The sequence below is a fragment of the Prosthecobacter sp. genome (assembly GCF_044227185.1).
Classification (GTDB): domain Bacteria; phylum Verrucomicrobiota; class Verrucomicrobiia; order Verrucomicrobiales; family Verrucomicrobiaceae; genus Prosthecobacter.
Window position 1 is genome coordinate 269,979 of record NZ_JBGAFO010000002.1, and the last position, 25,315, is coordinate 295,293.

Annotated in this window: 13 protein-coding genes; 7 read left to right on the plus strand and 6 right to left on the minus strand. The window is 62.5% G+C overall.

Translation table 11 applies throughout. The annotated features are described in order from the left end of the window. Window positions 1–5: 5 nt before the first annotated feature. The 6 genes from ACILSQ_RS05650 (at window position 6) to ACILSQ_RS05675 (ending at window position 8,810) form a co-directional block, all read left to right on the plus strand. Window positions 6–1,136: a glycosyltransferase gene (locus ACILSQ_RS05650; RefSeq protein ID WP_395742613.1), complete on the plus strand. Its 1,131-nt coding sequence runs from the start codon at window positions 6–8 to the stop codon at window positions 1,134–1,136. 48 nt (window positions 1,137–1,184) lie between these two features. Next, entirely contained in the window at window positions 1,185–3,059 is a 1,875-nt protein-coding gene (locus ACILSQ_RS05655; protein ID WP_395742614.1) for an ABC transporter ATP-binding protein, read from the plus strand. A 131-nt stretch (window positions 3,060–3,190) separates the two neighbouring features. Then, entirely contained in the window at window positions 3,191–4,885 is a 1,695-nt protein-coding gene (locus ACILSQ_RS05660) for a cation:proton antiporter (RefSeq protein WP_395742615.1), read from the plus strand. A 43-nt stretch (window positions 4,886–4,928) separates the two neighbouring features. Further along, entirely contained in the window at window positions 4,929–7,751 is a 2,823-nt protein-coding gene (polA, locus tag ACILSQ_RS05665; RefSeq protein WP_395742616.1) for a DNA polymerase I, read from the plus strand. 73 nt (window positions 7,752–7,824) lie between these two features. Further along, entirely contained in the window at window positions 7,825–8,091 is a 267-nt protein-coding gene (locus ACILSQ_RS05670; RefSeq protein WP_395742617.1) for a hypothetical protein, read from the plus strand. Next, a complete protein-coding gene (locus ACILSQ_RS05675; RefSeq protein ID WP_395742618.1) occupies window positions 8,088–8,810 on the plus strand; it encodes a hypothetical protein in 723 nt (240 codons plus the stop codon). Before ACILSQ_RS05670 ends, ACILSQ_RS05675 begins: the two co-directional genes overlap by 4 nt. A gap of 12 nt (window positions 8,811–8,822) precedes the next feature. On the opposite strand, the gene ACILSQ_RS05680 is transcribed toward ACILSQ_RS05675, so the two are convergent. Then, entirely contained in the window at window positions 8,823–20,045 is an 11,223-nt protein-coding gene (locus ACILSQ_RS05680; RefSeq protein ID WP_395742619.1) for a hypothetical protein, read from the minus strand. A 185-nt stretch (window positions 20,046–20,230) separates the two neighbouring features. Here ACILSQ_RS05680 and ACILSQ_RS05685 point away from each other — a divergent pair, with 185 nt between their 5' ends. After that, a complete protein-coding gene (locus ACILSQ_RS05685) occupies window positions 20,231–20,794 on the plus strand; it encodes a hypothetical protein (protein ID WP_395742620.1) in 564 nt (187 codons plus the stop codon). A gap of 24 nt (window positions 20,795–20,818) precedes the next feature. On the opposite strand, the gene ACILSQ_RS05690 is transcribed toward ACILSQ_RS05685, so the two are convergent. The 5 genes from ACILSQ_RS05690 to plsY are packed head-to-tail and all read right to left on the minus strand — an operon-like array spanning window position 20,819 to window position 25,254. Then, on the minus strand, window positions 20,819–21,784 hold the full coding sequence (locus ACILSQ_RS05690) for an ABC transporter permease (protein ID WP_395742621.1): 966 nt from the start codon (window positions 21,782–21,784) through the stop codon (window positions 20,819–20,821). Next, window positions 21,777–22,697 carry an ABC transporter permease gene (locus tag ACILSQ_RS05695; protein ID WP_395742622.1) on the minus strand — a complete coding sequence of 307 codons (921 nt, stop codon included), beginning with the start codon at window positions 22,695–22,697 and terminating at the stop codon, window positions 21,777–21,779. Before ACILSQ_RS05695 ends, ACILSQ_RS05690 begins: the two co-directional genes overlap by 8 nt. 43 nt (window positions 22,698–22,740) lie before the next feature. Further along, entirely contained in the window at window positions 22,741–23,598 is an 858-nt protein-coding gene (locus ACILSQ_RS05700; RefSeq protein ID WP_395742623.1) for a class I SAM-dependent methyltransferase, read from the minus strand. 7 nt (window positions 23,599–23,605) lie between these two features. Beyond that, entirely contained in the window at window positions 23,606–24,607 is a 1,002-nt protein-coding gene (locus tag ACILSQ_RS05705) for an NAD(P)H-dependent glycerol-3-phosphate dehydrogenase (RefSeq protein WP_395742624.1), read from the minus strand. Continuing rightward, the gene (gene plsY, locus ACILSQ_RS05710; RefSeq protein WP_395742625.1) at window positions 24,604–25,254 is read right to left on the minus strand and encodes a glycerol-3-phosphate 1-O-acyltransferase PlsY; all 651 of its coding nucleotides are present in this window, start codon (window positions 25,252–25,254) and stop codon (window positions 24,604–24,606) included. The genes ACILSQ_RS05705 and plsY overlap by 4 nt, the downstream gene beginning before the upstream one ends. Window positions 25,255–25,315 lie beyond the last annotated feature (61 nt).

Consider the following 25,315-nt stretch of genomic DNA (forward strand, 5'->3'; position numbering starts at 1 on the left):
AGTTCATGGCAGATTCAATCCCCCCCAAGCGCATCTGGCGTATCGCCCACTCTGAAGCCTCCATTGGCTGGGGCGGGCAGGAACACCGCATTCTGGCGGAGATCAACGGGTTCCGCCGCCGTGGCAGCGAGGTGTGGCTGATCGCGCCCATGGAGAGCCAGATCTATCAGCGTGCGGAGCAGGCGGGTGTGCCGGTGGTGGCGCAGCGCTTTGACCAGCGCCATCTGCTGCCTTTTCACATCCTGAAGCTGGCCTGGTGGCTGCACCGGCACCGGATCGAGATTGCCAATCCGCACAGCTCGCGGGACGGGTGGCTGGTCACGATTGCGGCACGCATCGCGCGCGTGCCGCTGATCATCCGCAGCCGGCATTTCGACGTACCCATTCCAAACAAATCCATCAGCCGCCTGATGTACAAGGAGTGGAGCCAGCACATCATCACCACCAGCCCCAGGATCACCAGCACCCTGGCTTCCACCTTTGAGCTGGATCAGGCTGCAATCACCACGCTGCCCACCGGCGTGGATCTGGACCGCTTCACGCCGGAGGGGCCCAAAGCAGACTACTCCACCCATGCAGGGCCGGCGCAGACGCCGCGCGTCGGCATGATCACGGTGATCCGTGCCGCCAAAGGCATTCAAGTCCTGGCAGAGGCTGTGCAACTGCTCAAAACCCAGCACGGCATTCATGTTCACTGTGTCATCGCCGGAGAGGGGCCCTCGGTGGGGTATGTTCACTCGATGGTCGCACAGTTTGGCGTGGGAGATCAGTTCACCTTTCTGGGCCATCGAGAGGATGTGCCTGAAATCATGCGCACTCTCGACATCGTGGCGATTCCCTCCTTCCACGAAGCCATTCCGCAGTCGGGCCTGCAGGCGCTGGCGATGGGAGTTCCCGTGGTGGCAAGCGACGTGGGCGGGATTCCCAGCATCATCCGCCATGGAGAAACCGGCCGGCTGGTGCCACCGCATGATGCCGCCGCCCTGGCCGCCGCCATCCGCGAGACGCTGGAGCAGAAAGCCCGGACCCAGGCCATGTGCAGCGCCGGCCAGCAGCTCGTGACGAACCATCACAGCCTGGCGGTGATGCTCGACCGGCTGGATGCCATTTATCGTCAACACCTGGGCGACTCGTAAATTCAACCACACACGCAGCGCCCCCTTCCCCGCCACTCCTACCCGATCATGTACAACCTGGCAGATCCGCAGTTCGCACTCCTGGCCAAAAAAACGCTCACTTCCATTTGGAAATACGTGCTCCCCTACCGGGGCCGCTTCGCACTGAGCATCGTGCTGGGAATGCTCAGCGCCGTCTTCAACGGTGTCATGCTGATTGGTTTTCAGCTCATTTTCTCGCTGGTTTTGAAGGGCAAGACGCGGACGCTGGGGGAGGCCACGAACCTCCCTCTGGTCGGAGAGGTCAATCTGGCAAAAATCTTTGGTCTTGATGCCGACGCGCCCATTGGCCTGACGGGGGTGATGCTGGCCTGTTCCTTCATTCCGGTGCTGATCTTTCTCCGTGGCTTCTTTGGCTACCTTTCGAGCTACATGCAGGCCTGGGTCACCAGCAAGGTGGCCTATCAGCTTCGCAACGAGGCCTTTCACTGCGTCATGCGGCAGTCCCCGGCCTTTTTCAACTCCGCCAAGACCGGCGAGCTGATGCAGACGGTCACGAGCCAGACGGCGGTGGTCCAGCGCAATGCCATGCAGATGGTTCAGATTCTGGCGCAGCGTCCGCTGACGATCATCTCCATTCTGGTGGTGCTGTTTGCCCAGGACTGGATTTTCACCCTGATGTCGCTGGTGGTGTTCCCGCTGTGTCTGCTGCCGATCATCCGGATCGGCAAGCGGGTGCGTAAAACGGGAGCGCGTGAAGAATACGACTCCCGGGAGCTGATGGTGGCCATGCAGGAGTCCTTTTCGGGCATCCGGCTGGTCAAGGCATATGCCGGGGAAAAGCATGCGGAGCAGCGTTTCGACAAAACCAACGCCAGCATGACGCGCAACATGGTGCGCTGGGCCAAGGCGATCGAGTTTGTGGGACCGTGCGTGGAGACCATCGCCTCACTCGGCATTGCGGGAGGTCTGGTGTATGCGTGGGACCGCGGACTGGAGGCAGAGAATTTTTTCCTGCTCGTCATGGCGCTCACGCAGATCTATCCGCCGGTGAAGGAGCTGAGCCGTGTGCAGATGATGCTGCAAAAGACCGCCGTCGCGGCAGGGATGGTGTTTGAGCTGCTCGAACGCAGCCCGGACATTCAGGATGCACCCAATGCAGCGGATGCCGGCCGCTCACGCGGGGAGATCACGTTCCAAAACTGCGCACTGTACTACCGTGAAAGCAGCGGCGAAAAGAAGGAGCTCCCCGCGGTGGCGGGCATCAACCTGCATCTCGAACCCGGCAAATTCTACGCCCTGGTGGGCCGCAGCGGCGCGGGCAAGAGCACGCTTTTCTCCCTGCTGCTGAGGTTTTACGATCCGGATGAAGGCTCGGTCATGCTGGACGGACGGGACATCCGCTCGCTCACCCAGAGGTCGCTGCGCGGGAACATCGGCATCGTCAACCAGGACACGTTTCTGTTTCACGACACCATCCGTGAAAACATCCGCTATGGCCGTCTGGATGCGAGCGAAGCGGAGATCATTGAGGCGGCGAAAAAGGCGCACGCGCACGAGTTCATCGAGCAGATCAGCAATGGCTATGATGCGGTCGTGGGCGAAGGCGGGTGCAACCTCTCCGGCGGCCAGAAGCAGCGCATTTCCATCGCCCGGGCGATTCTGCGGGACGCGCCGGTGCTCCTGCTCGACGAGGCGACCTCGGCGCTGGATACGGAGAGTGAAAAGATCATCCAGGACGCCATCCACACCCTCTCCACAGGCAAGACCGTCGTGGCCATCGCGCACCGTCTTTCGACGATTCTGGAGGCGGATCAGATCATTGTGATGGAACAGGGGCGGATCCTTGACCGCGGCACGCATGCGGAACTGCTGGGACGCAACGCAGTGTATCAGAACCTTTACAATCTGCAGTACAGCGGCGACGAACGGCAGGAGGGCTGATTTGATTTTTCCGCATGGCGTGGGGTGGTGTTAAATGAAATCTTTAACACCATTTCACGCGGTCTTTTTGAAGCGCGCGGCAGCATCCGGGCTTGATAAGCCGTGCCTGAACTGCGAAGGGAAAATCTCGCATGATTTTCGGTCCCACCATCGCAGCCTCCGCCATCCCGCCTCTGTTTGCGCTCCTGGCTCTCATGCTTGCGGGGGTGGTGCTGGTTTCATTGCTGCTGCTGCACCTGCGCCAGTCCATGCTGGCGGGCTATTTTATCTGCGGCGTGCTCATTGCGAACTCGGGCGTGCTGGAGCTGCTGGGCGGGGGTGAGTCGCATGTGCAGGTCTCGCAGATGGCGGAGTTTGGCGTGGTGCTGCTGATGTTCACGCTCGGGCTGGAGTTCTCTCTCGGAGAGCTGCGGTTCCTGCGGCGGCTGGCCTTTGTGGGCGGAGGCTGGCAGATGGGGCTGTGCGCACTGGTGGCAGCGGCGGTGTCGAGCGCGCTGCATTCCAGCACCTGGCAGGGGGCAGTGATTCTTGCAGTGGCGCTTTCCCTGAGCTCCACGGCGGTGAGCCTGAAGAGCTTCCAGGATCTCGGACTGGAGGCCAGCCCCGGCGCGCGCATGTCGCTGGCCGTGGCGATTTTTCAGGACCTTTTCATCATCGTGTTCTTTTTGTTCCTGCCGCTGCTGCTGCCGCATGAGGGCACGGACACGGCGCTGATGCCGAGGCTTGGCTCCCTGGCTTTGCGCGGGGGCGCGTTTGTGATTCTGGCGGGGGTGGCCGCACGCTGGGTCATTCCCTGGCTGCTGAACGCGGTGACGCGCACCCGCAGCCGGGAGCTCTTCACGCTTTCGGTCATCGGCAGTTGTGTCGGCCTCGCCTTTGTGGGGGGACTGCTGGGACTGGGGCTGGCACTCGGCGCGTTTGTCGCGGGACTCGCGGTGAGCGAATCCATCTTCAAGCACCGAATCCTGGCCGACGTGATGCCGCTGAAGGATCTCTTTCTCACGCTGTTCTTTGTGTCCGTCGGACTGATGATCAATGTGAAGACGGCCATGACGCTGTGGCTGCCAATTTGTCTGCTCACCACGGCGCTGGTGCTCAGCAAGGCGTGCCTGATCACCATCATCGCGCGTTATCTCGGCCTCGCGCACAAGCAGGCGCTGATGGCGGGCATCGGCCTGTGCAGCGCTGGCGAATTTTCCCTGGTGCTGCTGCAAAACGCGGGCGGCGCCCATCTTTGGAGCCATGACACACAGCAGACGCTCCTGGCCGGCTGCGCACTTTCGATGGGCCTGCTCCCTGCCCTGCTGAAATTCGGCATCCCTCTGGGCGACTGGCTGGTGAAACGCGGCTGGGGCCGTGGCAAGCCCGTCAAAATCGACTCCGGAAACCTGCGCCAGCGCATCAGCGTCCTGACCGGCCACGCCATCATCTGCGGCTACGGACCGGTGGGTGAAAAGCTCAACAAGGCGCTGCTGGACTCCGGTGTGCGCACGCTGGTGGTGGAACTGAACGCCGAGACAGTGCAGAAGCTCAAGCGCCAGGGGCAGGCCGTGCTGTTTGCCGATGCCAGCCACGAGGAAACCTGGGAGCTCACCCAGCTCAAACATGCGCGCATGGTGGCCCTGACGTTCCCGGACGCCACGGTCAATGCCCAGGCGCTGGCGATGATCCGCGAGCACCGTCCGGACATCTCCGTGCTGGCGCGGGCGCGCTTCAGCTCGGACGTGGAGCGCCTCAAGCGCCTGGGCGCCACGCAGGTGGTGAACGACGAGACTGAGGCAAGCCGCGCGATGGAGGATGCGGCCATCACGCTGCAGGGGGCTTGAGCAGCATTTGCGCAGCCGCCCTGCCCGCCTAGTTTGAGGTCAAATGTCCCAACGTCTCTTCCTCCTCGACGGCATGGCGCTGCTCTACCGCGCGCACTTCGCCTTCATCAAAGCCCCCATCCGCACCAGCGACGGGGTGAACACCTCCGCGCTCTACGGCTTTGCCAACACGCTGCTCGACATCCTGAAGAATCAGCAGCCCACCCATCTGGCCGTGGCGCTGGACACCGCCGCACCCACACCGCGACATGAGATGTTTCCAGCCTACAAAGCCCAGCGCGAGGAAATGCCCGAGGACATCAGCATGGCCATCCCGCAGATCAAACGCCTGATGGCGGCCATGAACGTGCCCATCCTGGTGCGCGACGGCTATGAGGCGGATGACATCATCGGCATCATGGCCAAGCGTGCGGAGAAGGAAGGCATCGAGACCTTCATGGTCACGCCGGACAAGGACTTTGGCCAGCTCGTCTCCGAGCACGTCAAAATCTACAAGCCCGGCCGCCAGGGCAGTGATGTGGAGATACTCGGCGTCAAAGAAGTCTGCGAGCGCTGGGGCATCGAACGGCCCGAGCAGGTGATCGACATTCTCGCGCTGATGGGAGACACCGTGGACAACATCCCCGGCGTGAAGGGCTTCGGCGAAAAAACCGCCACCGCGCTCATCCAGCAGTTTGGCAGCGTGGAAAATCTGCTGGCGAACACCGCGCAGCTCAAAGGCAAGCAGAAGGAGAAGCTCGAAGCGAGCCGGGATGATGTGGTGCTCTCCAAGAAACTCGCGACCATTTTCCATGACGCCCCATACGAGCCTCAGGTGGCGGACCTCGTCATCAAGCCGCACAACGATGAGGCCTTGAAAGCGTTTTTCACCGAGTTTGAATTCAACGCCTTGGGCCGGCGTCTTTTCGGCGACGACTTCAAAGCCGGGCGCAGCCGCAAAATGGAACAGGCGGCCGGCCAGCCCGCGCAGACGTCTGCCGCGGAAGATCTCTTTGCCGCACCGCCTCCAGTCGCTCTCGCCCCTCCGCCGGCCAGGCTCAACACCATTGAGGACACGTCCCACACCTATCACCTCGTGCAGACGGCCGAGGAGCGACAAAAGCTCCTTGCGGAGCTTTCCTCCCTTGGCGCTTTTTGTTTCGATCTGGAAACGACGGGACTGGATCCGCGCGACACGGAGATCGTCGGGATCGCGTTTTCATGGCGGGAGCATGAAGGCTGGTTCGTGCATTTTCCACGCGAGAAGGCCGCGGCGAAGACTGTGCTGGAAGAATTCCGCGCGGTGTTCACCCGCGAAGGTGTCGAGAAGATCGGCCACAATCTCAAGTTTGACCTGAGCGTGCTGCTGGCGCACGGCGTCGAAGTGCGCGGCCCGTTTTTCGACTCCATGCTCGCGCATTCGCTCATCGACCCGGAGCAGCGCCACGGGATGGATTATCTTTCGGAATCCTTCCTGCATTACACCCCGATTCCCATCACCAGCCTCATTGGCACGGAGAAGAACGACCTCTTCAGCCAGGCCACCATGGCCGATGTGGCGGCGCAGGACGCCCGCAAGGTGGCGGACTATGCCGCGGAAGATGCCGACGTGACGTGGCAGCTCGCCACGAAGATGCGTCCTGAATTGAAAGATCAGCAATATGTTTTCGAGAAGGTGGAGTCTCCGCTGCTGCCAGTTCTCACGAAGATGGAGAACTGGGGGGTGAAGATTGATGTGCAGGCGCTGCGGGAATACGGGCTGGAGCTGGAAAAGAAGGCGCAGGAGCTGCAACGGCGCATCCAGGAGAGCGCTGGCGCCCCCTTCAACCTGAACAGCCCGAAGCAGCTCGGGGAGGTCTTGTTTGACCGGCTCAAGCTCCTGGAGAAACCCAAGAAAACCGCCACCGGCCAGTATCAGACGAACGAGCAGGTGCTGCAGTCCCTGATGGGCCTGCACCCGATCATTCAGGACATTCTCGACTACCGGGAGGTGACCAAGCTCAACAGCACGTATGTCGAAGCACTGCCGCATGCGGTTTCCAAAGTCACCGGCCGGGTGCATACCACGTTTCACCAGCTCATGGCCGCAACGGGCCGCATGGCCTCGACCAATCCGAACCTGCAGAACATTCCCATCCGCACGGATCTGGGGCGGGAGATCCGCAAGGCCTTCGTGCCCGGCCATGAGGGCTGGGTGCTGATGAGCGCGGACTACTCGCAGATCGAACTGCGCGTGATGGCCGCGCTCAGCGGAGACAAGGCGATGATCGAAGCCTTTGCCGGCAACCTTGACATTCACCAGGCCACCGCCGCGCGTGTGTATGGCGTGCCGCTCGATGGCGTCCTGCCCGAGATGCGGCGCACGGCGAAGATGGTGAACTTCGGCATCATCTATGGCATCTCCGCCTTTGGCCTCAGCCAGCGCCTGGGCATTCCACGTGGCGAGGCCGCCACGATCATCGACAACTACTTCAAACAGTTCCCCGGCGTGAAGCGCTTCATGGAGAGGGTTGTCGAAGACGCGAGGAAACGCGGGTACGTCGAAACCCTCACCGGCCGGCGTCGTATCATCCGCGACATCACCAGCAGCAACGCGACGGTGCGCGGCGCCGCCGAGCGCGTGGCCATGAACACTCCCATTCAAGGAACAGCCGCCGACATGATCAAACTGGCCATGATCCACGTGGACGCCGCTCTGACAAAGGCGGGCCTGCAAACACGGATGCTGCTGCAGGTGCATGACGAACTGCTCTTCGAGATGCCGGAAGGCGAAGTGGAGCAGGCGAGAGCCATCATCCTCGAAGCCATGCAAAACGCACTGCCCCTGGAAGGCGTGCCGTCAGAAGTCGAAGCCGGCACGGGTTTGAACTGGCTGCAGGCGCACTAGCCGGCACCCGGTTTGATGCATCAGCATCCCGAGCCGGGCTTGATGGCAGCGTTTTCAGGGGCTACTTATCCGCATGCAAAAGCAGCCTGCTGTAAAGTCTGCAGCCGCCCAGGTGCTGGAGCGGCTGCAGAGGATTTCAGCCGCAGGAGGCCTGGACACACCACAGCGCCTGGCGCGCCTGGTGGCGCGGGTGCTGATGAGCCAGAGACTAAAACAGCGTCGAAAGTGGTGCGATGTGGCGAGGAGCCTGGCGGCTGATCCCACCGTGGAAGACCGCCTTGTCCGGCAGGCCATGCACTGGCTTTCGATTGAACCTCGAAGGGCAAAAATCTCTTCATGAACTGGCCTCTGCCGCTGCCGAACTGGTCATGTGCCGCAGGACAAGTGCTGGACACCTTTTTTGCCGGCCTGCACGCCGAACTGCCGGGCTTCGCGGACCCATTGACCTTGTTTGGTTCCGTCCCCATCCAGCTTTGCCTGGATGATGCTTTTACCAGTGCCGATGCCGACATCATGGTTTCAGGCGACCCAACACACCTGCGTGCAATCGCCCGAAAGCTGGAGGCTGCCGCGGGTGGGAGATTGCGCCCTGCCTTCACACTGCAATTGTGCCCGCGTCATTTCTTCCGCACCACGGCCCACTATCTCCAGCGCGCGCATGTGGAGACCCGGCATGGAGTGAAAGTCATCGTGCCTCATGTCCGCGACGTGTTGATCGGCAAATTACACCGTTCACGTACTCCGGAGCAGGAAGGCCTCTCCACGAAAGACCTGCGCGCGTTTCACCGGGTGCGCCAGCTCTGTGGAGGACATCCGAATGAGGAGGATGTGATCGAAGATTTGCTGGATTGCGCACCATACTTCCGTCTCCCGGAACACGGCGAGATGAATCACTTCCGTCTCAATGTCGAAGATCTGTGGACCGGCCTGTTCGGACACAGCCTGGACCTCGATGCGCGTGTCCTCAAACCACTGCGCCTGATGGAGGCAGAGACGCAACGATTGTCGGACAGGCCGGTCTCGCAGATGCTGGGCGATCTGCGACCCTCACGAGATTGAGATTCCATCCTGTCACTTCATGGCGGCGGCAAGTTTTTGAAGGGACGCCAGCTCCATCTTTCGCCCTGCGGCGAGGTCATGCTTGAGCACCTGCTGCAGCGTCTCGGCGGCCTCCTGTTTTTTGTGCTGGCGGATCTCCAGGCAGAGGCGGCGGACTAGAATGTTGAAGGTGGTGGATGAGGCGCCCGCGGCGTCCGTGACCGCCTTGGTCAGCAGCGAAAAGGCGAGATCCGGCTTGCCTGCCTCAACCGCGTAGTCAGCCAGCTCCAATGCTGTGCGCCCCTCCCGCGGGGAGGCGAGGGCAATGGCGGAGGCGTGAGCCGTGGCTTCCTGGGGCGTAAGGATGCGATGCTCACGGATCATGAGCTGGAAGGGTTGGCCGATGCGGCCTATGAAGGGATTATTGAGAAGATTGATCACGAACTGCGCGCGGCGGACAGCAGGCAGGCGCGCGGGAGAGCCTTCCCGGCCCGCAAGGGCGGCGGTGGCGGAGATCACGGTGTTTTTCCGGCTGAGCGCCTTCACAAACACGGTCTTTTTCTCCTGGGAAAGCTGCTGGTTGTAGGCGCTCGACGTGTCATCCGGCGCGGCAGCCAGCAGGGCCATGAGCAGGCTGGCGGCATAACCGCTGTGGTCGTCCGCAGGACCGCGCTGCTGCAGGAGATGCTCGAACAGGGGCTGCCAGAGCTTGATCTCCCTGGCCTGTCCGTTCTTCCAGAATTCCGTGACCGCATCATTCAAGGCACTGGCGAGGTCGTTGCGGGCGGAGGCGATGAGGTGGCTGTTGGCGTCGGACTTGAGCTCGGCGAGGTCGTCAAAGGCGCGTCTGGCGGCGCCGTCATCACCTGCGGCCGCACGGGAGGCAATGACCAGACCGTGAACATAGGAGGCGTGCATTCGTGCTCCGTTTCGCTGCATGTCCGCGAGCTCGACGACGGGCTGCTTTTGCGCGGCGGCGCTCAGCAGGTCCTTGAGATGATCGCGGGCGGCCACCGGAGCATAATTGGCGACAATGCTGGCCACCTGGACGCGCAGGGCCTCCGATGAGAAAGAAGTGGAGGCAATGCGGGGAGCCAGGGCGGCGATGCGCTGCTCGAAGGTGGTGGGAGATTTGAATGCATTGACCAGGGCGGGCTTCCAGTCCTGCGCCTCGGCAAGGATGACTTCTCCAAACAATGCGAGGCCGGGATCATCACAGGCCTTCGCCAGAGTGGCAATGTGCGGCTGCATGGAGGGCTCCCATCTGTAGATGGCGGAGTTCCAGTCCGTCATTTCAGCGGCGTGCTTCTTCAGAAGTTCGGCGGCCCTGGCTTCGGCGCCGGCGAGAGCCAGAACCGCGATGGTGGTGCGCATGGACTTGAGACTGGGCGCGTCTTCATTGAGCAGACGGTCGATCCAGGCGTCTTTTTTGGCACGCGCCGCGATCTGCAGCATGGCGAACAAGGGCTCATTGTACACGCCGTAGAACTGGCCCCGGTTGGCGGGCTGCTGCTGGAAGCTCATCCGGCGCACCCATCCATCCCAGAAGTTTTGCGCGATCTCGTGCCACTCGGCATTCACCGGCAGCAGCGCAAAGCGGCGGCCGATATGCGCCACATTGTAGCCATGCACGGCATGCACGACTTCGTTTTCCCTCGCAGTCACGCGAGCGGCGGCCAGCACGATCTCCGGCGGCACGGCAAGGGGATAAGTGGCGCAGAGATGATGGCCCAGCGCCACACGCACGCGTGGCGGCAGCTTTTCATCCGTCATGGCTTTGCGGTAGTGCTTCCAGAGCAGATCCAGCACCGGAGTACTGCCGATGGCGCAGGTGGCATCTGGCGGCATGCCGGAGGGATCCGCCTCCAGATAAAGCCTTCCCGCAGTGGCCAGTTCACGCAGCAGCGCCTGCCGCGCGCCAGAAGCCCGCTGCTGCTCGGCCCAGGCGACGACGGCACTCGCATCAGACTTCCACAGGCGTGTGAGGAAATTGTGAAATCCCAGGGCCAGAAGCGCGGTGCGCTCCGCAGGCACCAGCGGAGTGAGCTCTTTGATCAGGGCATCAGCGGCGGCACCCGGATCCGCCCGTCCGCCAAAAGTGGTCCAGCGCATCTCCATCCAGCGGCCCCAGCCGTACTTGGTATGCCAGCCGCTGTGCTGGAGGCGTGTGGACTCATCCTCATAAAAGAGTTTGAGCGCAAATCCGACGACGTTGCCGGTGAGGCTGGACTGGCAGAAGTCCTCCAGCAGGCCGGAACGCAGGGTCCAGCCGTTGTTGCTGCCACCGCTGCCCCAGCCTTTTTCCAGCTGCTGCTCCTCCATGATCTGCATGCCTTTGTTGAAGAGGGCCGCCGCGCCATCCCAATCACTGGCACGCAGCCGCTCCGCCAGCGCCTTGCGCCACTCGGTGACGAAGCCGTTCTCGCTCAGCTTGAAGCTGGAGAAGGGCCTGGACTGCAGCACCTGATCACGGAAGGATTCCTCCTGTTTGATGCGCTCCGCGTGGATGGGCTTCAGGGCTTCGCGGACAGGTGCGGGCAGCATGGATGGATCAGCGAGCACGCCGGAGCGGCTGGCTGCGATGTCATACAGCGCGAAAAGCGCCGGCCTGGGGACTTGCGCAAACTCAGCCGCATGCGCGTCTGCGAAGGCCTTCATGCCCGCGGGACTGTTTTCATCCACCATGGCACGAATGAAGGCCATGCCGAAAGCGGGCTTCGTCTGCGCATCGATGTGCTTGCGCAGGATGGCGCGGATGGGCTCACGTTTTTTCGATTTCCAGAGGCTGTCCAGAAACGCCGAAAGCAGGCTTTCATGAGTCATGCCACCACAGCCAGGCAGAGGGTCAAAGGCGGCGGCGTCAGCAAACCAGCCGGCCCGGGTGCAGGCGTCGATGATGAAGACAGCGTCCGTCTCATGCCCGTTGAAGCAGGAATCGCAGGAGGGGCCGGCGCGCCAGTCACGGTCGGAGGAAAGTTTGCGCGCCGTGGCCTCGCGTGAGCGCAAGGGCCACAAGCCGGGATCGATGTAAAGGGCGGACAAGAACCGGGCCGGATAAGTGTAGGCGGGGTTTCCGCTGGAGGATGTGTCGGGATAACTGTCGTAAAGCTTGAGCAGGTGCGCGAAGACCTCACGTGCGCGTGCAGGCTCATGCTGGGCGATGAGGGCGAGTGAACGCGCAAACTGTTCGTCGCTGTTGCCGTTCCGATGCAGGCTGTCCACGTTCTTGAAGGCCAGCAGGGTGTCCGCGGCGTCCCTGGCTTTTTGCGCCTGGGTTTTGAGCATGGTTTCGAGCGCCGGGACGCCACGTGCATAGATGCTGAGCGGGGTCAGGGCGGGCTCAAGGGCCATCGTCAAGCCGTCACTCTGCTCCGCTGGCATGGAGGAAATCTCCGCCGTGTGTTTTTTCACAAACCCCACAAGCGCTGGCTGGGGCTGGTCCTGGATCATGGCCAGCAGCAGCTCACTGCCGAAGGTGGCCGGCTTGAGCTGAGTCAGATGTGTGCTGATCTCCGCCTGCACTTCCTTGCGGCTACGCACATAGCGGGCGATGCGGCCCAGGATCGACCCGTCTGCATCCTTCTCCATGACATAAGAACGGAAGTCCTTGATGTCCGCCATCATGGCGGAGCCGTCGATGAACATGCGCACGGTGCCGGCATTCTGCAACTGGCTGTCTTCGGTGATCTCACTGCCGACCCCCTGCATCCAGTCGCGCTCTCCCAGGATGCCCTGAGCTTCAGCCGCCTTCATGGCGTGGCTGAAGATCTGTGGGATGCCGGCGGCTTCGCGCAGCCAGTAACCGAGGAGGCCGGCGCCTGAGCCGCCGTAGTTCTGGCCGCGGTGTCCGGCCAGAACCAGCAGGGTGACCTTGTCAAAGAGCTCCACGGCAGGAGCACGGTCGCGCTGCGCGATGCGACGCAGCAGAGCGGCAAGGCCCTCAATGTCATTGTAAGCCATCGGCGTGGTCGAGGCGAGCAGGGCACGGCGCAGCTCCTCATCGCTGGCCGCGCATGCTTTCAGCAGGGGCTCGAGCGCGGCTTGAAGATCCGCTGGCAGTTGTTCAGGGTGCCGGAACTTGGATTCGCGATAGGCAAAAGTCTGCAACAGACCGACGGCCTCCCGAGGATTGAGACTGGCAAAGTCGGCGGAGCTTTCCTTGATAAAGGCGTCCCTCTGAGCGCCTGCCCCTGAAATCAGCGCCAGCGACAGCCTGACGCCAAAGGTTTGCGGCTGGCGGGCCTTGAGGTCTGCCTGCAGCGCATCACGGGCCGCTTTATGACTGCCGCTGCCCAGACTGGAGGTGAGGTGTGAAAGGAGGGAGCCTTCAGGGATGGCGAAGCTGCGAAAAGCTCCGGCTTCAGCGACAAAGGGCGTGCTGGTGAACAGCGCGAGGACGTGGTCTTTGTCCGCCAGGGCGTTGTCCTGCTCCATGGCATACCCAAACTCACGCAGCCAGCTCTCCGGCAGATGCTCCTTCTCAGCGAGGGCGACGACTTCATTCATCAACTGCGGCGCCCGGCCCATGGCCTTGATCATTTCGGCCACAGCATTGCCGCTGCCCGGCTGCCGAAGAGACTGCAGGTACTGCTGCGTTCCTTTCATGAGTTTGATGCTGTGCTCCAGCAGCCTGACGGCCTTCTCACGGTCGGTGCGCGCCAGCTCCGCAATGATCTTCGTCACCTGCCTTGGGAAATGGTACTCCTCGACGCCCGCCCCCTCCACGGTGCTGGCGGCGAGAATGCGATCGGCCGTTTCTTCGGACTGTGAATTCTCGGCGGCCTGAAGCGGCGCGATGAGGCGCGCGGTCTCGGCATCAAGGATGCCGGGGTAGCCACGCACGTGCTGGCGCAGGAAAGCCGTGAGCTCACGTTTGGCGGGAGCCGAGAGCTGCGAAAGCTCACCGGCACGGCGTTTCAGAAATTGAGGCAGCACGACCGCCCTCTTCTGATAGTCTTCCTCCAGGAATGACACAAACAGATCAGCGCCAAAGGTCTGCGGCTTCCGGGCATTGATCAACTTTATCAGGCGTTCACGCTCCTCTTTGGCATTTGAGCTGCCCAGCCTGTCCAGGACTCTCCCCAGATGCGTGTGAGCCCGGTCTGACTGGCTGAACCAGAAGCGGCAGGAGGGCGCCGGAGCGAGGAGCTTCAGCGCATCCAGCGAGGCAAGAAACTTCTCTGACGAACCTTTGACAAATGCATCGTTTGCCAGCGAAAGCTGTTGAAAGACCAAGGGCTCGTCGAGCAAGTGGTCCTCCTCCGCCAGCTCGATGGCAACAAAACAGCGCTGATTGAGCAGCTCACTGTGGAAGGAGACATACATCTCCGGCCGTGGCCCCTGCTGTGACATGCCCATCCAGCCAAAGCTGCGGCGCCCGCCCGTCATTTCCTTGAAGTGACCTGCCAGCACCTGCCGACGTTTTTCCACATCCCTGCCCAGCCACAGGTCGCGCAACTGGCGCGCAAAGGCGACGGCTTCGTCCTGATGGCCGTTTTCGCTGAGAATCTGCACGTAACCGGCCAGTTCATTGGTGTTGACGCCGAGCTGCGGATTGCGCAGACGGTCCATGAAGAAGTCGTGGATCGGGGCGCCGATTTTGCGCTGGGCCCAGATGCGTGTGATCTCCTGGCCGCTGCTGGAGTCGGGGTAAGGTGCCTGGCTCCGCATCCACTCCTTCGCAGCCTGGGGAAAATCCTTTTCTGTGCAGGTGAAGAGGCTGGCGTAGGCACGGGTTTGTTTCACCGAGGCGGCGCCCTGGGCGTTTTGGATCAAAGGGAGCAGATCTGTTTCGAGGCGGTCCATCTGCCCCTTCTGGGCGAGCGCGCGCAGCAGGACATCTTCCGGATGCGGCAGCGCGATCTGATTGCCGCCGGCAAAGCGGCGCTGAGAACGACCGTACCAGTAGCCGAGCGCAGGCATGCTGCGGCGCGACCATGCCTGACGCTCCAAAGCCTCACGGGCCAGAGGCTCCAGCGCTTCCAGGGGCTCCCGGTTTTTCTCGACGAGACCTGCAAGAGGAGCGAATCCGCCTTCCGCCAGCACCGGAACGTGGATCATGGCCTTGCAAAGCTCGTCGTGAGCGGCGCGGAGCTGTGCCTGTGCTTTTTTGCCTGCGGGGGTGATTTCTCCAAAGCTGTTCATGAGATCATACAGCGCCGGAAAGCGCAGCGGGTCATTCCATTCCCCCTGCTGCACCTGCTGGGGCAGGTTCATGAGAAGCTGCGCCAGCATGGGATCCATGCGCACTTTGGGATTGAAGTGCCGCTCGATCCAGACGGAGAGGAGCCTGATCAAGGCAAGACGCTGCTCAAAGGAGGAAGACTCCATGTGCGACCGGCCCGCCTCATACGTGAGGCGCTGGATGAACTGACGTATCTCGGTGTCTGGAATGGCCATGAGATGGCTCAAGGCCGAGGACTGATCCTGCGAGGCGAGCAGCACCGCCAGCCTCAAATGCGCCACCCATGACCGCGGATTGTCCTTCACCACTCGCTGAAGGCATGCGCGCGCGCGGTCGTCCTGATCCATCAGCTCAAAAAACGCGCCGAGCTCGAGCTGCTGATGCCAGCCGGGGCCAGCAGAAGCCTCGAGCTGCTCAAAGAAGCGCATGTTGATCTGTTTGGACTCCAGAGTCTGACGGAGGTTGTGCGCATTGTTCATGGCGCCGCTCCAGTTTTGACCAAGCCACTCGGCGGCGAGGAGTTTCATCTGACGTTTGAGCTCTGCAAAGGCGGCATCCTGCCTGCCTGTGGAGAGCAGGCGGGGAATGGTGGCGGCGGCGTTTGAGCCGCGCTGGGAGGCGACATTGCGCGAATAGGGGCTGGCCGCCGCCGACACCGGCACACGGGAGGTGCCAATGGCTTTCTGCAATTCGGCAGCTTGCTCAGCGAGACCTGCCTGAGTGGCAATGCCGGCCAGAATCTGGCGCTCCTGGACCTGCATGGAGCCGACCAGCATGCGGGTGATGCAGGCCTGCACGGCGGAGCGCACCTCGGGAGTCTTTTCCCCCGGAATGCGTGTGACGGCGTAGAGAATGGCGCTGTCGATGCCGCGCCGCTGAGCCGGTGCGGCCTTCAGCCTGGAGGCTTCATGCAGGAAAGAAATGGTTTTCTCCCAACTGCCCTGCGATTGGGCAAGCCATGCGGCAAACAGCCAGTGGTCCACCCCCAGTCCGGGCGACTTCAGCAGGGTCTCCACAGCGGTGTTGACAGCGGCCATGTCATGAAGGCGCAGATTCATGACGGTCTTCAGGCCCGGCACGGTGAGCCGTGCCGCAGTGCGCAGAAGCCCCGCGCGGATTTCAGGCTCATCTGGCACCACGCCTGTTTCGATCCCGCTCTGATACATGGCAGCATAAGCGCCGCTGGCATTTTGCAGCGAGGCGATGACAGCGGCGTGATGGGCGGAGACGTCCAGTCCGCTCCATGCAGGCTGCAGCGGCTGGGGCTGCACCTGGGAGTAGCCGCCATAGCCGCCGGAGTAAAACATCATGGCCGCAGGCTGCGGCGTGGAAGGGAGTTTCAGGATGCGTGCATTGTCCTCCTCAAGGACGCCGGCGAGATCATCCCAGCGCTTCAGGGTGCTGACAGCCTGGATGAACTGCAGGCCGGTGTAGTCCACTTGGTTCGGCCTCAGCACGCGGCCAGGTGCCTTCAACCACTGACGTCCCAGGCTGACAAGCCGCGTCATCACTGTCTCTGGCAGAGGCTCGCTGCGCTGCAGCGAGCCGGAGCGTGTGAGGCCGCTTAGGAGCATCGACAAGGCGTGGGGGTCGTCCGCACGGATGTTTTCGGCGACCTGCAGCGCATCGCCGACAAGAGCCAGGGCCTCCTTTTCATCCAACACTAGAGCATGCATGCCCACCTGGAAGGCCAGCAGCGGATGGCGGGTTTTGAACATGTCCATGCAGCGCTGCAGCACTGGCAGCGTGTCGGGGGTGATCATCGACTGATTGATGAGCCACAGGGCATGCAGCGCCGCGTGCTGCGGATGCTGCTCCAGCAGGTCCAGCGGTATGCCCATCTGCCCCTGATATACCGGCACCTCCAGCAGCAGGGCGGAGTCGCGCAGACCCGCGGCGTCCAGACCGGCGATGAGGGCTTTTTTCTCCTCCGCCCCCAGTCCCTGCCCGATCTCCACAAGGTGATAGAGCGCGAAGGCGGAAAGATTGGTGACATTGGCCGGCTGCTGAAGCCAGCCGGCGGGCAATGACGTCGCGGCCGAGGGATTGAAACCCGAGCCAAGATACAAGGTGCCGCTGCCGACCTTCGCATACCCTCCGCGCATCTGCTTCTGCCGGTACTCATAGGCCTGGTGCGCCACACGAGGGAGCTGCATCCATTCGGCGGCTCCGGCGGGCAGGTCGCGTATTTCACCGCTGTAGCTGGCGGGCTGTGCCGTGGCGGAGCGGGCGGCGGCGGCCGCAAGCACGGCGGGAAGCTCCTCATGCATTTCGAGCAAGTGCATGAAGGCATTGACCGCGGCGGGGCGGTGATCGCTCTCCTCCAGCGCCACGGCATGCAGGTAATGGAGACGATAGTCCGCCGGGTGCAGGGGCAGGACGGGCTCCAGCAGCTTGATGGCACGCTCCCACTCTCCCTGCTCGCACAGCGAATCCGCCATCTGCTCCAGCGTGCGGGCGTCGCCGGATGAACCGCCCGCGATTTCAAACATCAGGCGGTAACCCGCGTCTTCATCGCCCGTGGCGATCATGAGCCGGGCGATCTTTTGCCGGGTGGCGTTGGTTTTGTCGAGCTGAGCGGCGGCCTGGAGAGTGCGCAGCGCCTCCGCCTCCAGACCGTTCTCCTCTTCGCAACGGGAGATTTCTGTGAGCAACTGAAGATCCTTTGGCCGCAGGCGTGAAGCCTCATAGAGGCAGCGGCGGCGTTCTTCATCCTTGTTGGTGGCGCGGTGAATCTCCGCCAGGGCGAGCCAGGGCTGGGCGCTGGCGCGGTTCTGCCGCTGGCGCTGCTGAAAGTCTTCCACCAGCTTTGGCAGGGTGCCCTGAAGCTGCGACATCTGCGCCAGAGGCGCCAGCACGCGCATGCGCGCCACCACATCTTCCGTCTGCTCATACAACTGCATGTACACCTGCGCGGCTTCATCAGCCTTTCCAGCCTGCGCCAGAAAGGAGGCGAGCTGGGACTTCACCTCGCGGTCATCGGCAAACTTGCGGGCTGCGGCGCGCAGCACATCGAGCGCGGCGGATTCCTTTGCCTGCTCCATGAGCAGCCCCGCCTCCTCCAGCCAGGGCTGCACCGCTCCGGGTGAGAGCTTCTTCCAGTCTGGAATGGCCGCGAGCGCCTTGTCCGTCTCCAGACCGCGGCGGCGCAAGGACACGAGCTGGCGTGTGCGGTCACTGGTCATGCCGCCGGGCAGTTGCAGCAGGGCCGCGACTGCATCGGCGGCCTTCGACCATTCCTGGCGGATCTCGAGCAGACGCACGAGCTGCGAACCCAGCATGAGCTGCTGCTCGGGGATGGCATCGGCGGCTTTGAGGGCGGCTTCCGCAGCCTCTGACCGGCCGGCCTCTTCCAGCATTTCGGAAAGCAGGCAGCGGTTTGGCAGCGTGATGGCGGCCCCAGCCTGCTCCAGGTCCGCGATGGTCGCGGCTTCGACCTTGGCTTCACGCACCGCGATGTGCGCCTGCCTGACGGCCTCCTGCAAAGCCGCGGCGTCGGTGGTCAGCGCCAGCCGGGCACGCGACCACTTCACCGCGTTCTCGTTGTCCTTGTTGGTCAGTGCGCATTGCGCCAGCAGGGCGAGATAGCGCGGCTGGGTGGCGAAATCCGCCTGCCGCCCGGCCAGGATGTCCTGGGCTTCGCGCGCCTTGCCATGGGCGATGAGGGCCTGGCCGATGCGCAGCATGTCCTCCACACCGCCTGTTTTTGCCAGGTCCTGCCAGATGGGCAGGGCCGCTTCATCGTCACCGCTGCGGTGCAGGTAATGCGCCAGCTCTTCACGCGCGGAAATGCTTTCCGGATGCGCCTCCCGCAGATTTTCATACGCCTTGCGCGCCGCATCCTTGAGCTCCCAGCTTTCCAGCAGGCGCGCCACGCGGAGCTGGTCATGATCCGGTGTGGCGCCATTGACCGCGCTCTTCTTCAGGAAGATGTCCAGTGTGGCCTGAGCGGCATCTGTTTTGCCATCCCGCTGCTGCAAGGTGGCGAGATGGATGAGGGACTCCTTGTCATCCGGATTCTGGGTGACGACCACCTGGGCCTGCACGACGGCCTCGGAGATGCGCTCCATGTCTTCAAGCAGCGTGATGTAGGCCTCCTGCAAATCGCGGCGTCCTGGATTGCGCGCCAGCACGGTGGTGAAGATTTTCGCGGCCTCCTCCTTGGAGCCGAGACTGGCCAGCACACGCGCCAGATGAACGGCCACCGCGGCCCGTGACGGGTGCGCGGTGAACAGCGCCTGCAGCCGCACTTTCAGCGCCTCGATGTCGTCCTCACGACGATACACCTGGTCAATGCGGGAGAGCACATCCGCCTCCACCCAGGAATCCTGCCCGCTCTGTGCCAGGGCCGCCTCCAGAACGCCCAGGGCTTCATCCCGTTTTTCAGAGCGGAGAAGAAGATCGCCCAGGCGGAGCTGTCGTGCGAGCTTTTGCGAGGCATCGCGCGTTTTCTCGACCAGTGACTTTGCCTGCGACGATGCGTCGGCATACAAGCCCTCCTCCGCCATGAGCTCCACGATTTCTTCGACGAGGTCGAGGTCGTCGGGATGCTGCTGCGCGAGACTTTGCCAGGCCTGCAGAGCCTCCGGGGTGCGGCCGAGCCGCAGGAGCATGCGTCCCTGCTGCCGGGCGATTTCGATGCGGAGGCGGTCTGCGGGCTGTGCGGCAGCGGCCGCCGCCAGGCTCTTCAAAGCGCCGTCAAAGTCCAGCATGCGGCCCTGCACCCGCGCCTTTTCATACCAGGCCTCGGCATTTTGAGGCGCGAGTTTGAGGGCGGCATCCAGAGCCGCGAGCGCCCCGGCGTCATTGCCACGCCGTGTGTACAGCAGCGCGAGCACCTGCTGGTCCGCCGTGCTCGCCTCTGGAGCAGCAGCCTTCGCCTTCAAAAAGGCCTCCAGAGTTTCCGCCGTGCCGCTGCCGAGCCAGGCATCGTAAAAACGGTCGAACAGGGTGCCGGCCTGCGGGCGCTTGCGCAGCAGCTCATGGTATTTCAATGCCTCGGGCGGTGCAGCCTCCTGGGCTGAGATCTGAGCGGCACAGAGAAAGGAAAAAAAGACAACTGCACGAATCATGCTGCTTTTGTAACGGAATGACTGCGCCATTGGCAATTCCAGTCTGCAACAAGCCGTGAAAAAAACATTGGCCCGCCCCCAAGATGACACCCTAGAGACCCGTGTACTTCATGCTTATGGCAGAGAAGTGTGGCCACTGCACTTTCTTGTGTTGCAGGACTCATTCCCGTTCTTTTATTTCCTCCATGGCCTGGCGACCCGACAAATGCATCGTTCGTGGTGAAATCGACAACACCGTCAAAGGCCGGGTGACCGGACGCATCTGGCTGCTGGGCCGTGAGGAGCCGCTGATCCTTGATCTAAACGGCGATGCCTGGCCGGATGTGGCGGGCTCCAGGCTCACTTTTTTGAACCCCAGTCCCGAGCCGCAGCCGGAATATGAGGGGCTGCGACTCAATCAGACAGGATCGGTGGGAGACATCACGGCCTCACAGAAGGTAAAGAAGCTTCTGGCACCCGAGGAGGAATGGAAGAAGGCCCTTAGAGAAGAGCGGTTTCACGAGATTCCCTGGGTGTGGGCGAACGCCCTTTATCTGGAGTGGTACAGCGACTTCAACGGCCGCGTAGTGATACAGACGACGGAATGCGAGATCACCACGTCCGAGCGCCTTTGGGTGCTCGACCCTGACGAGCATGCCGCGCAGCAGGCGATCAATGAGGCGGACATGGTCACCTACCTGGAGAATCTGGAAAAGGCTCTGAATGAAGAACTGCGAGAGAATGAGGAAGAACCCCAGGATGAGCCTTGAGGGCAGCGCCCTGCAGTTTCCCCGTCATTCGCCGCTCTTGGGATCAAACGCATCACGCAGTCCATCGCCGAGAAAGTTCAGAGCGAGGAGGCCGGCGGACATGAGGAGAGCCGGAAAAACGAGGAGCCACCATTTGCTTTCGAGCGGGTTGATGACCTGCGCGCCGTCCTTGAGCAGGGAGCCCCAGCTCGCGGCGGGGTCTTCGATGCCGAGGCCGAGAAAGCTGAGAAAGGATTCATCAAGGATGACGGCGGGAATGGTGAGCGTGAGGTAGGTGAGGATGATGGTGCTCAGATTGGGCAGAAGATGGCGGCGCAGCACACCCCAGGGGCTCTGGCCCATGGCGCGTGAGGCGGTGACAAAGGTCATCTCCCGCAGCACCAGCACCTGGCCGCGAACAATGCGCGCCATGGTGAGCCATTCGACGAGGCCCAGCGACACGATCATCAGCAGCACCTTGGAGTAGGCCTTCAAAGCGCTGATGTCCTCGGCCAGCCCCTTCCAGTTTTTCTCCTGCGCGGCCAGCCGCCAGCCGTCGATCCACTCCTTCATGTATTCATCCAGCGCTGCGATGAGAATCATGATGAAGAGAATGCGTGGCACGGACTGCAGCACCTCGACGGTGCGCATCATCACGCCGTCGACGCGGCCGCCCGCGTAGCCGCTGATCATCCCGTAAAGAGTGCCGATGCCGAGGCTGATCAGCGCGCTGACCAGGCCGACGCCGAGGGAGACACGCGCGCCAGAAAGCAGGCGGTAGAGCATGTCCTGGCCGTTCACATCAGTCCCCAGCAAGTGTGCGTTGGAAGGCGGCGCCAGGGACTCACTGCTGGTGAGCTTTAGCGCCTCGGGCAGCAGCATCGGCACGACAATGGCGACAAGCGACAAGGCCGCGAGAAATCCGAGCGCGATGAGAGCCGCGCGGTTGCGCTTCAGGATCTGCCAGCCGTCCGGCCGCGCGATGAATGCTGGAGCAGCGGCCTCAGGCATGGAGCTTGATGCGTTTGTCCAGCAGCGTGTAGATCACGTCCACCAGGAGGTTGAAGAGCACCAGCAGGGTGCAGTAAACAATGACCGCACCGCCCAGCAAAAAGACATCGCGGTTCTGAATCGAGTTCACGAAAATCATTCCCGCCCCGGAAATGTTGAAGACAACCTCCACGATCATCGAGCCTGTGAGGAGGTGCGCGGCGAGAGGGCCAAGGAAAGTGATGACGGGCAGAATGGCGACCTTGGCCGCATGCCTGGCCACGGCCTGCGTTTCGCTGAGCCCCTTCGCACGCGCGGTGCGAAGGAAGTCGCTTTTCAGCACATCGAGAAGGCTGTTGCGCATCAAACGCGCGACGTAGGCAACGTAAGGGGCCGCGAGACAAAGCGCAGGGAGCACCATCTGCGGCACTGTCCCCCAGCCGCCGACGGGAAGCCAGCCAAGCCACAAGGCAAAAAGCGCGATCAAGAACGGACCGCTGACAAAGGAGGGAATCGAAATGGCCAGCAGCGCGCCAATCATTGCCGAATGATCGACCCACGCGCCTTTATTCATCGCCGCCAAAGTTCCGAGAAGAATGCCCGCACCACTCGCGATCACGAAAGCCACCGATCCCAGAACAAACGAGTTTGGCAGTTTTTGCCGGAGGAGTTCGGCGACGCTCCAATCGCGATACTTGATGGACAGCCCCAGATCAAGATGCGCGAGAGACGACACATAGGAAATGTACTGCTCCCACAGGGAGCCGTTGAGCTTGTACTTTTTCTCCAGCGCCTCTTTGACGTGCTGCGGCGGTTCCTTTTCCTTGTCGAAAGGTCCGCCTGGCGTGATCCGCGCGAGCACGAACGTGATCGAGATCACGCAGAAGATCACGATGACGCTGCTGAAGGCGCGGCGGAGGAGAAATGGAAGCATCGCGCCAAATGTCGAATGACGAATGCGGAATGTCGAATGCCAATCAGGCCAGCCACCAGGCGAAGCTGCCGCTGGGGACGGGCAGGACGCCGGCGGCTCCGCGGAGCTGCATTTCGCCATGCTCCACCTTGCCGCCCTTGCGGCCAAACTGCTGCACCAGCAGGTGGTGCAGAGATATGGGGGTCAGCTCCGGGGTGTGGCAGGAGAGGAGAACGCCAAGCGGCTGCTGGGACATGAGCCTGCCCAGCAGTGAAAGCAGCGGAGGCAGATCGTTTTCGATTTTAAAAACCTCCCCTTTGGCACCGCGGCCATAACTGGGCGGATCGAGAATCAGCAGGTCATACTGGCGGTCGCGCCGCAGTTCACGCTCCAGAAATTTGGTCACGTCATCCACGATCCAGCGCACGGGTTTTTCTTCCAGACCGTTCAGCGCCGCGTTTTTGCGCGCCCAGTCGACCATGCCCTTGGAGGCGTCCACATGGCAGACTTCCGCCCCCGCATGCGCTGCGGCCAGAGTGCTGCCGCCGGAGTAGGCGAAGAGATTGAGCACGCGCGCCGGGCGGTCGTGACGCTTCGCATACTCGGTGCAGACTTCGCGGATGCGCCGCCACTGGTCACGCTGCTCGGGGAAGATGCCGAGGTGGCCGAAATCGGTCGAGCTGAGCTGAAACTTGGTGCCATCGACTTCGATGGCCCAGGTCTCGGGCAGCTTGTCGCGGCCACGCCACTGATTGCCGCCGTCGCGGAAAAAGGTCGCGGTCACTTTTTGCCAGTCGGCCTTGGGAAGTGTCTGCTGCCAGACCGCCTGCGCGCAGGGGCGTGAGAGCACGACGCTGCCAAAGCGCTCCAGCTTTTGGAAGGAGCCGCTGTCGAGGAGTTCGTAACCGTTTGAATCAGCCATGGGAAAATCAATCGGCCTCCGGGCGTGGGTCGCGTGAAAGCAGGGCCTTCATCCCCTCCTTGGGGGATTTACCCTGATGCAGCACGGCGTAAATTTCATCCAGCAGCGGCATGCGCACGCCACGGGCCTGTGCGGCGCGGTGCAGGCTGGCGGTGTTCAGCACGCCCTCGGCCACCATGCGTGTGCTGGCGATGATTTCATCCAGCGGGCGGCCCTCCCCCAGCATGACGCCCACGCGGTGATTGCGGCTGTGGGTGGAGTAGCAGGTGCCCACGAGGTCTCCCACGCCACTGAGGCCATAAAACGTCTCCACTTTGCCGCCTTCGGCCACACCAAGGCGCACCATTTCGGCAAGTGCGCGCGTGACGAGCGCGGCGAGCGTGTTGTCTCCCAGCTTCAGCCCATGGGCGATGCCTGAGGCAATGGCATAAGGGTTCTTCATCGCCCCGGCCCATTCAGCGCCGACGATGTCGTCCGTGGTGTAGGTGCGGAAAAAGGGCAGTGTGAAGCAGGCCTGCACCGCTTTGGCGATTTCATCCTCGGCGCATGCCACCACGGCGGCGGTGGCGAGCTGGCGAGCCACTTCCTCGGCGTGATTCGGGCCGGTGAGCACCGCCAGCGGAACGCCGGGAATGGATTCGCCGATCAGCTCGCTCATGCGGCGGCCGGTTTCGAGCTCGATGCCTTTGGAGCAGGAAACGAGCACCCGCGCCTTGGAGGCGGCGCCGCTTTGCGCCACGAGTTCCGCGGTGCTGCGCGTGGCCTTGGAAGGAATGACAAAGACGAGCATGTCCGCAGGACGCAATGAGCCGAGATCGGACGTGACGGTGATCTTTAGCGGAAGCTCCAGGTCCGGAAGGTAGCGGGCATTGCGGCGGGTGTCGCGGATCTGCGCCATGAGCTCGGCATCGCGGCCCCAAAACTGCACATCCAGCCCGCGCCAGGACAACAATGCGGCTAGTGCGGTGCCCCAGCTGCCGGCACCGAAGACTGTGGCGGACTGGATCATGACTGCGGCTTCTTTTTGGTAAAGGCCTTGCTCTCCGTGCCGGCCAGCAGGCGCTGAATATTGGAGCGGTGCCGGATGAAGGCGAGGATCATGACCACGATGCCAAAGCCCAGCAGCACAAAGTCCCAGCGACCCTCACGCCACATCTGAATGGCCATTGCCGTGGGCACGCCCACCGCCGCCGCCAGAGAACCGAGCGAGACATAGCGAAATGCGAACAGGAAGGTGAGAAAGCCGATCCACCCGCCGATCATCCCGGCCAGTGAAATGCCCGCCAGCACGCCGCCCGTGGTGGCGATGCCTTTGCCGCCTTTGAAGCCGAGCCAGAAGGTGAACATGTGACCGAGCACGGCGGCGAAGCCGGTCAGCACCTTGCCCACGGAGACCATTTCCGGAGAGGCACCTGTCTGCGCGATCCAGCCCGCCGCCAGCCACACCGGCAGCCAGCCTTTGAGCATGTCGAGAATGAAGACCGGAATGCCGATCCCCTTCCCCAGCACACGGATGGCATTGGTGGCGCCGATGTTGCCGCTGCCGTGCTGGCGGATGTCGATGCCTTTTAAACGACCGGCAAGATAACCAAACGGCACTGAGCCGCAGAGATAGCCGCAGGCGATGCTGAGGAGAGTGGCGGTGGTGGTGGTCATGGCTTGAGCAGGCTCCTAGTAGCCGAATCCAGCGTGCCCATGCAAGCATTTCATCGGGCGG

What these genes read in the sequence shown, in the direction of transcription:
- plsY (WP_395742625.1), bottom strand. Translation starts at nt 25,254, where the DNA reads ATGACCACCACCACCGCCACTCTCCTCAGCATCGCCTGCGGCTATCTC.
- ACILSQ_RS05650 (WP_395742613.1), top strand. Translation starts at nt 6, where the DNA reads ATGGCAGATTCAATCCCCCCCAAGCGCATCTGGCGTATCGCCCACTCT.
- ACILSQ_RS05690 (WP_395742621.1), bottom strand. Translation starts at nt 21,784, where the DNA reads ATGCCTGAGGCCGCTGCTCCAGCATTCATCGCGCGGCCGGACGGCTGG.
- ACILSQ_RS05695 (WP_395742622.1), bottom strand. Translation starts at nt 22,697, where the DNA reads ATGCTTCCATTTCTCCTCCGCCGCGCCTTCAGCAGCGTCATCGTGATC.
- ACILSQ_RS05680 (WP_395742619.1), bottom strand. Translation starts at nt 20,045, where the DNA reads ATGATTCGTGCAGTTGTCTTTTTTTCCTTTCTCTGTGCCGCTCAGATC.
- ACILSQ_RS05655 (WP_395742614.1), top strand. Translation starts at nt 1,185, where the DNA reads ATGTACAACCTGGCAGATCCGCAGTTCGCACTCCTGGCCAAAAAAACG.
- polA (WP_395742616.1), top strand. Translation starts at nt 4,929, where the DNA reads ATGTCCCAACGTCTCTTCCTCCTCGACGGCATGGCGCTGCTCTACCGC.
- ACILSQ_RS05670 (WP_395742617.1), top strand. Translation starts at nt 7,825, where the DNA reads ATGCAAAAGCAGCCTGCTGTAAAGTCTGCAGCCGCCCAGGTGCTGGAG.
- ACILSQ_RS05700 (WP_395742623.1), bottom strand. Translation starts at nt 23,598, where the DNA reads ATGGCTGATTCAAACGGTTACGAACTCCTCGACAGCGGCTCCTTCCAA.
- ACILSQ_RS05685 (WP_395742620.1), top strand. Translation starts at nt 20,231, where the DNA reads ATGGCCTGGCGACCCGACAAATGCATCGTTCGTGGTGAAATCGACAAC.
- ACILSQ_RS05660 (WP_395742615.1), top strand. Translation starts at nt 3,191, where the DNA reads ATGATTTTCGGTCCCACCATCGCAGCCTCCGCCATCCCGCCTCTGTTT.
- ACILSQ_RS05675 (WP_395742618.1), top strand. Translation starts at nt 8,088, where the DNA reads ATGAACTGGCCTCTGCCGCTGCCGAACTGGTCATGTGCCGCAGGACAA.
- ACILSQ_RS05705 (WP_395742624.1), bottom strand. Translation starts at nt 24,607, where the DNA reads ATGATCCAGTCCGCCACAGTCTTCGGTGCCGGCAGCTGGGGCACCGCA.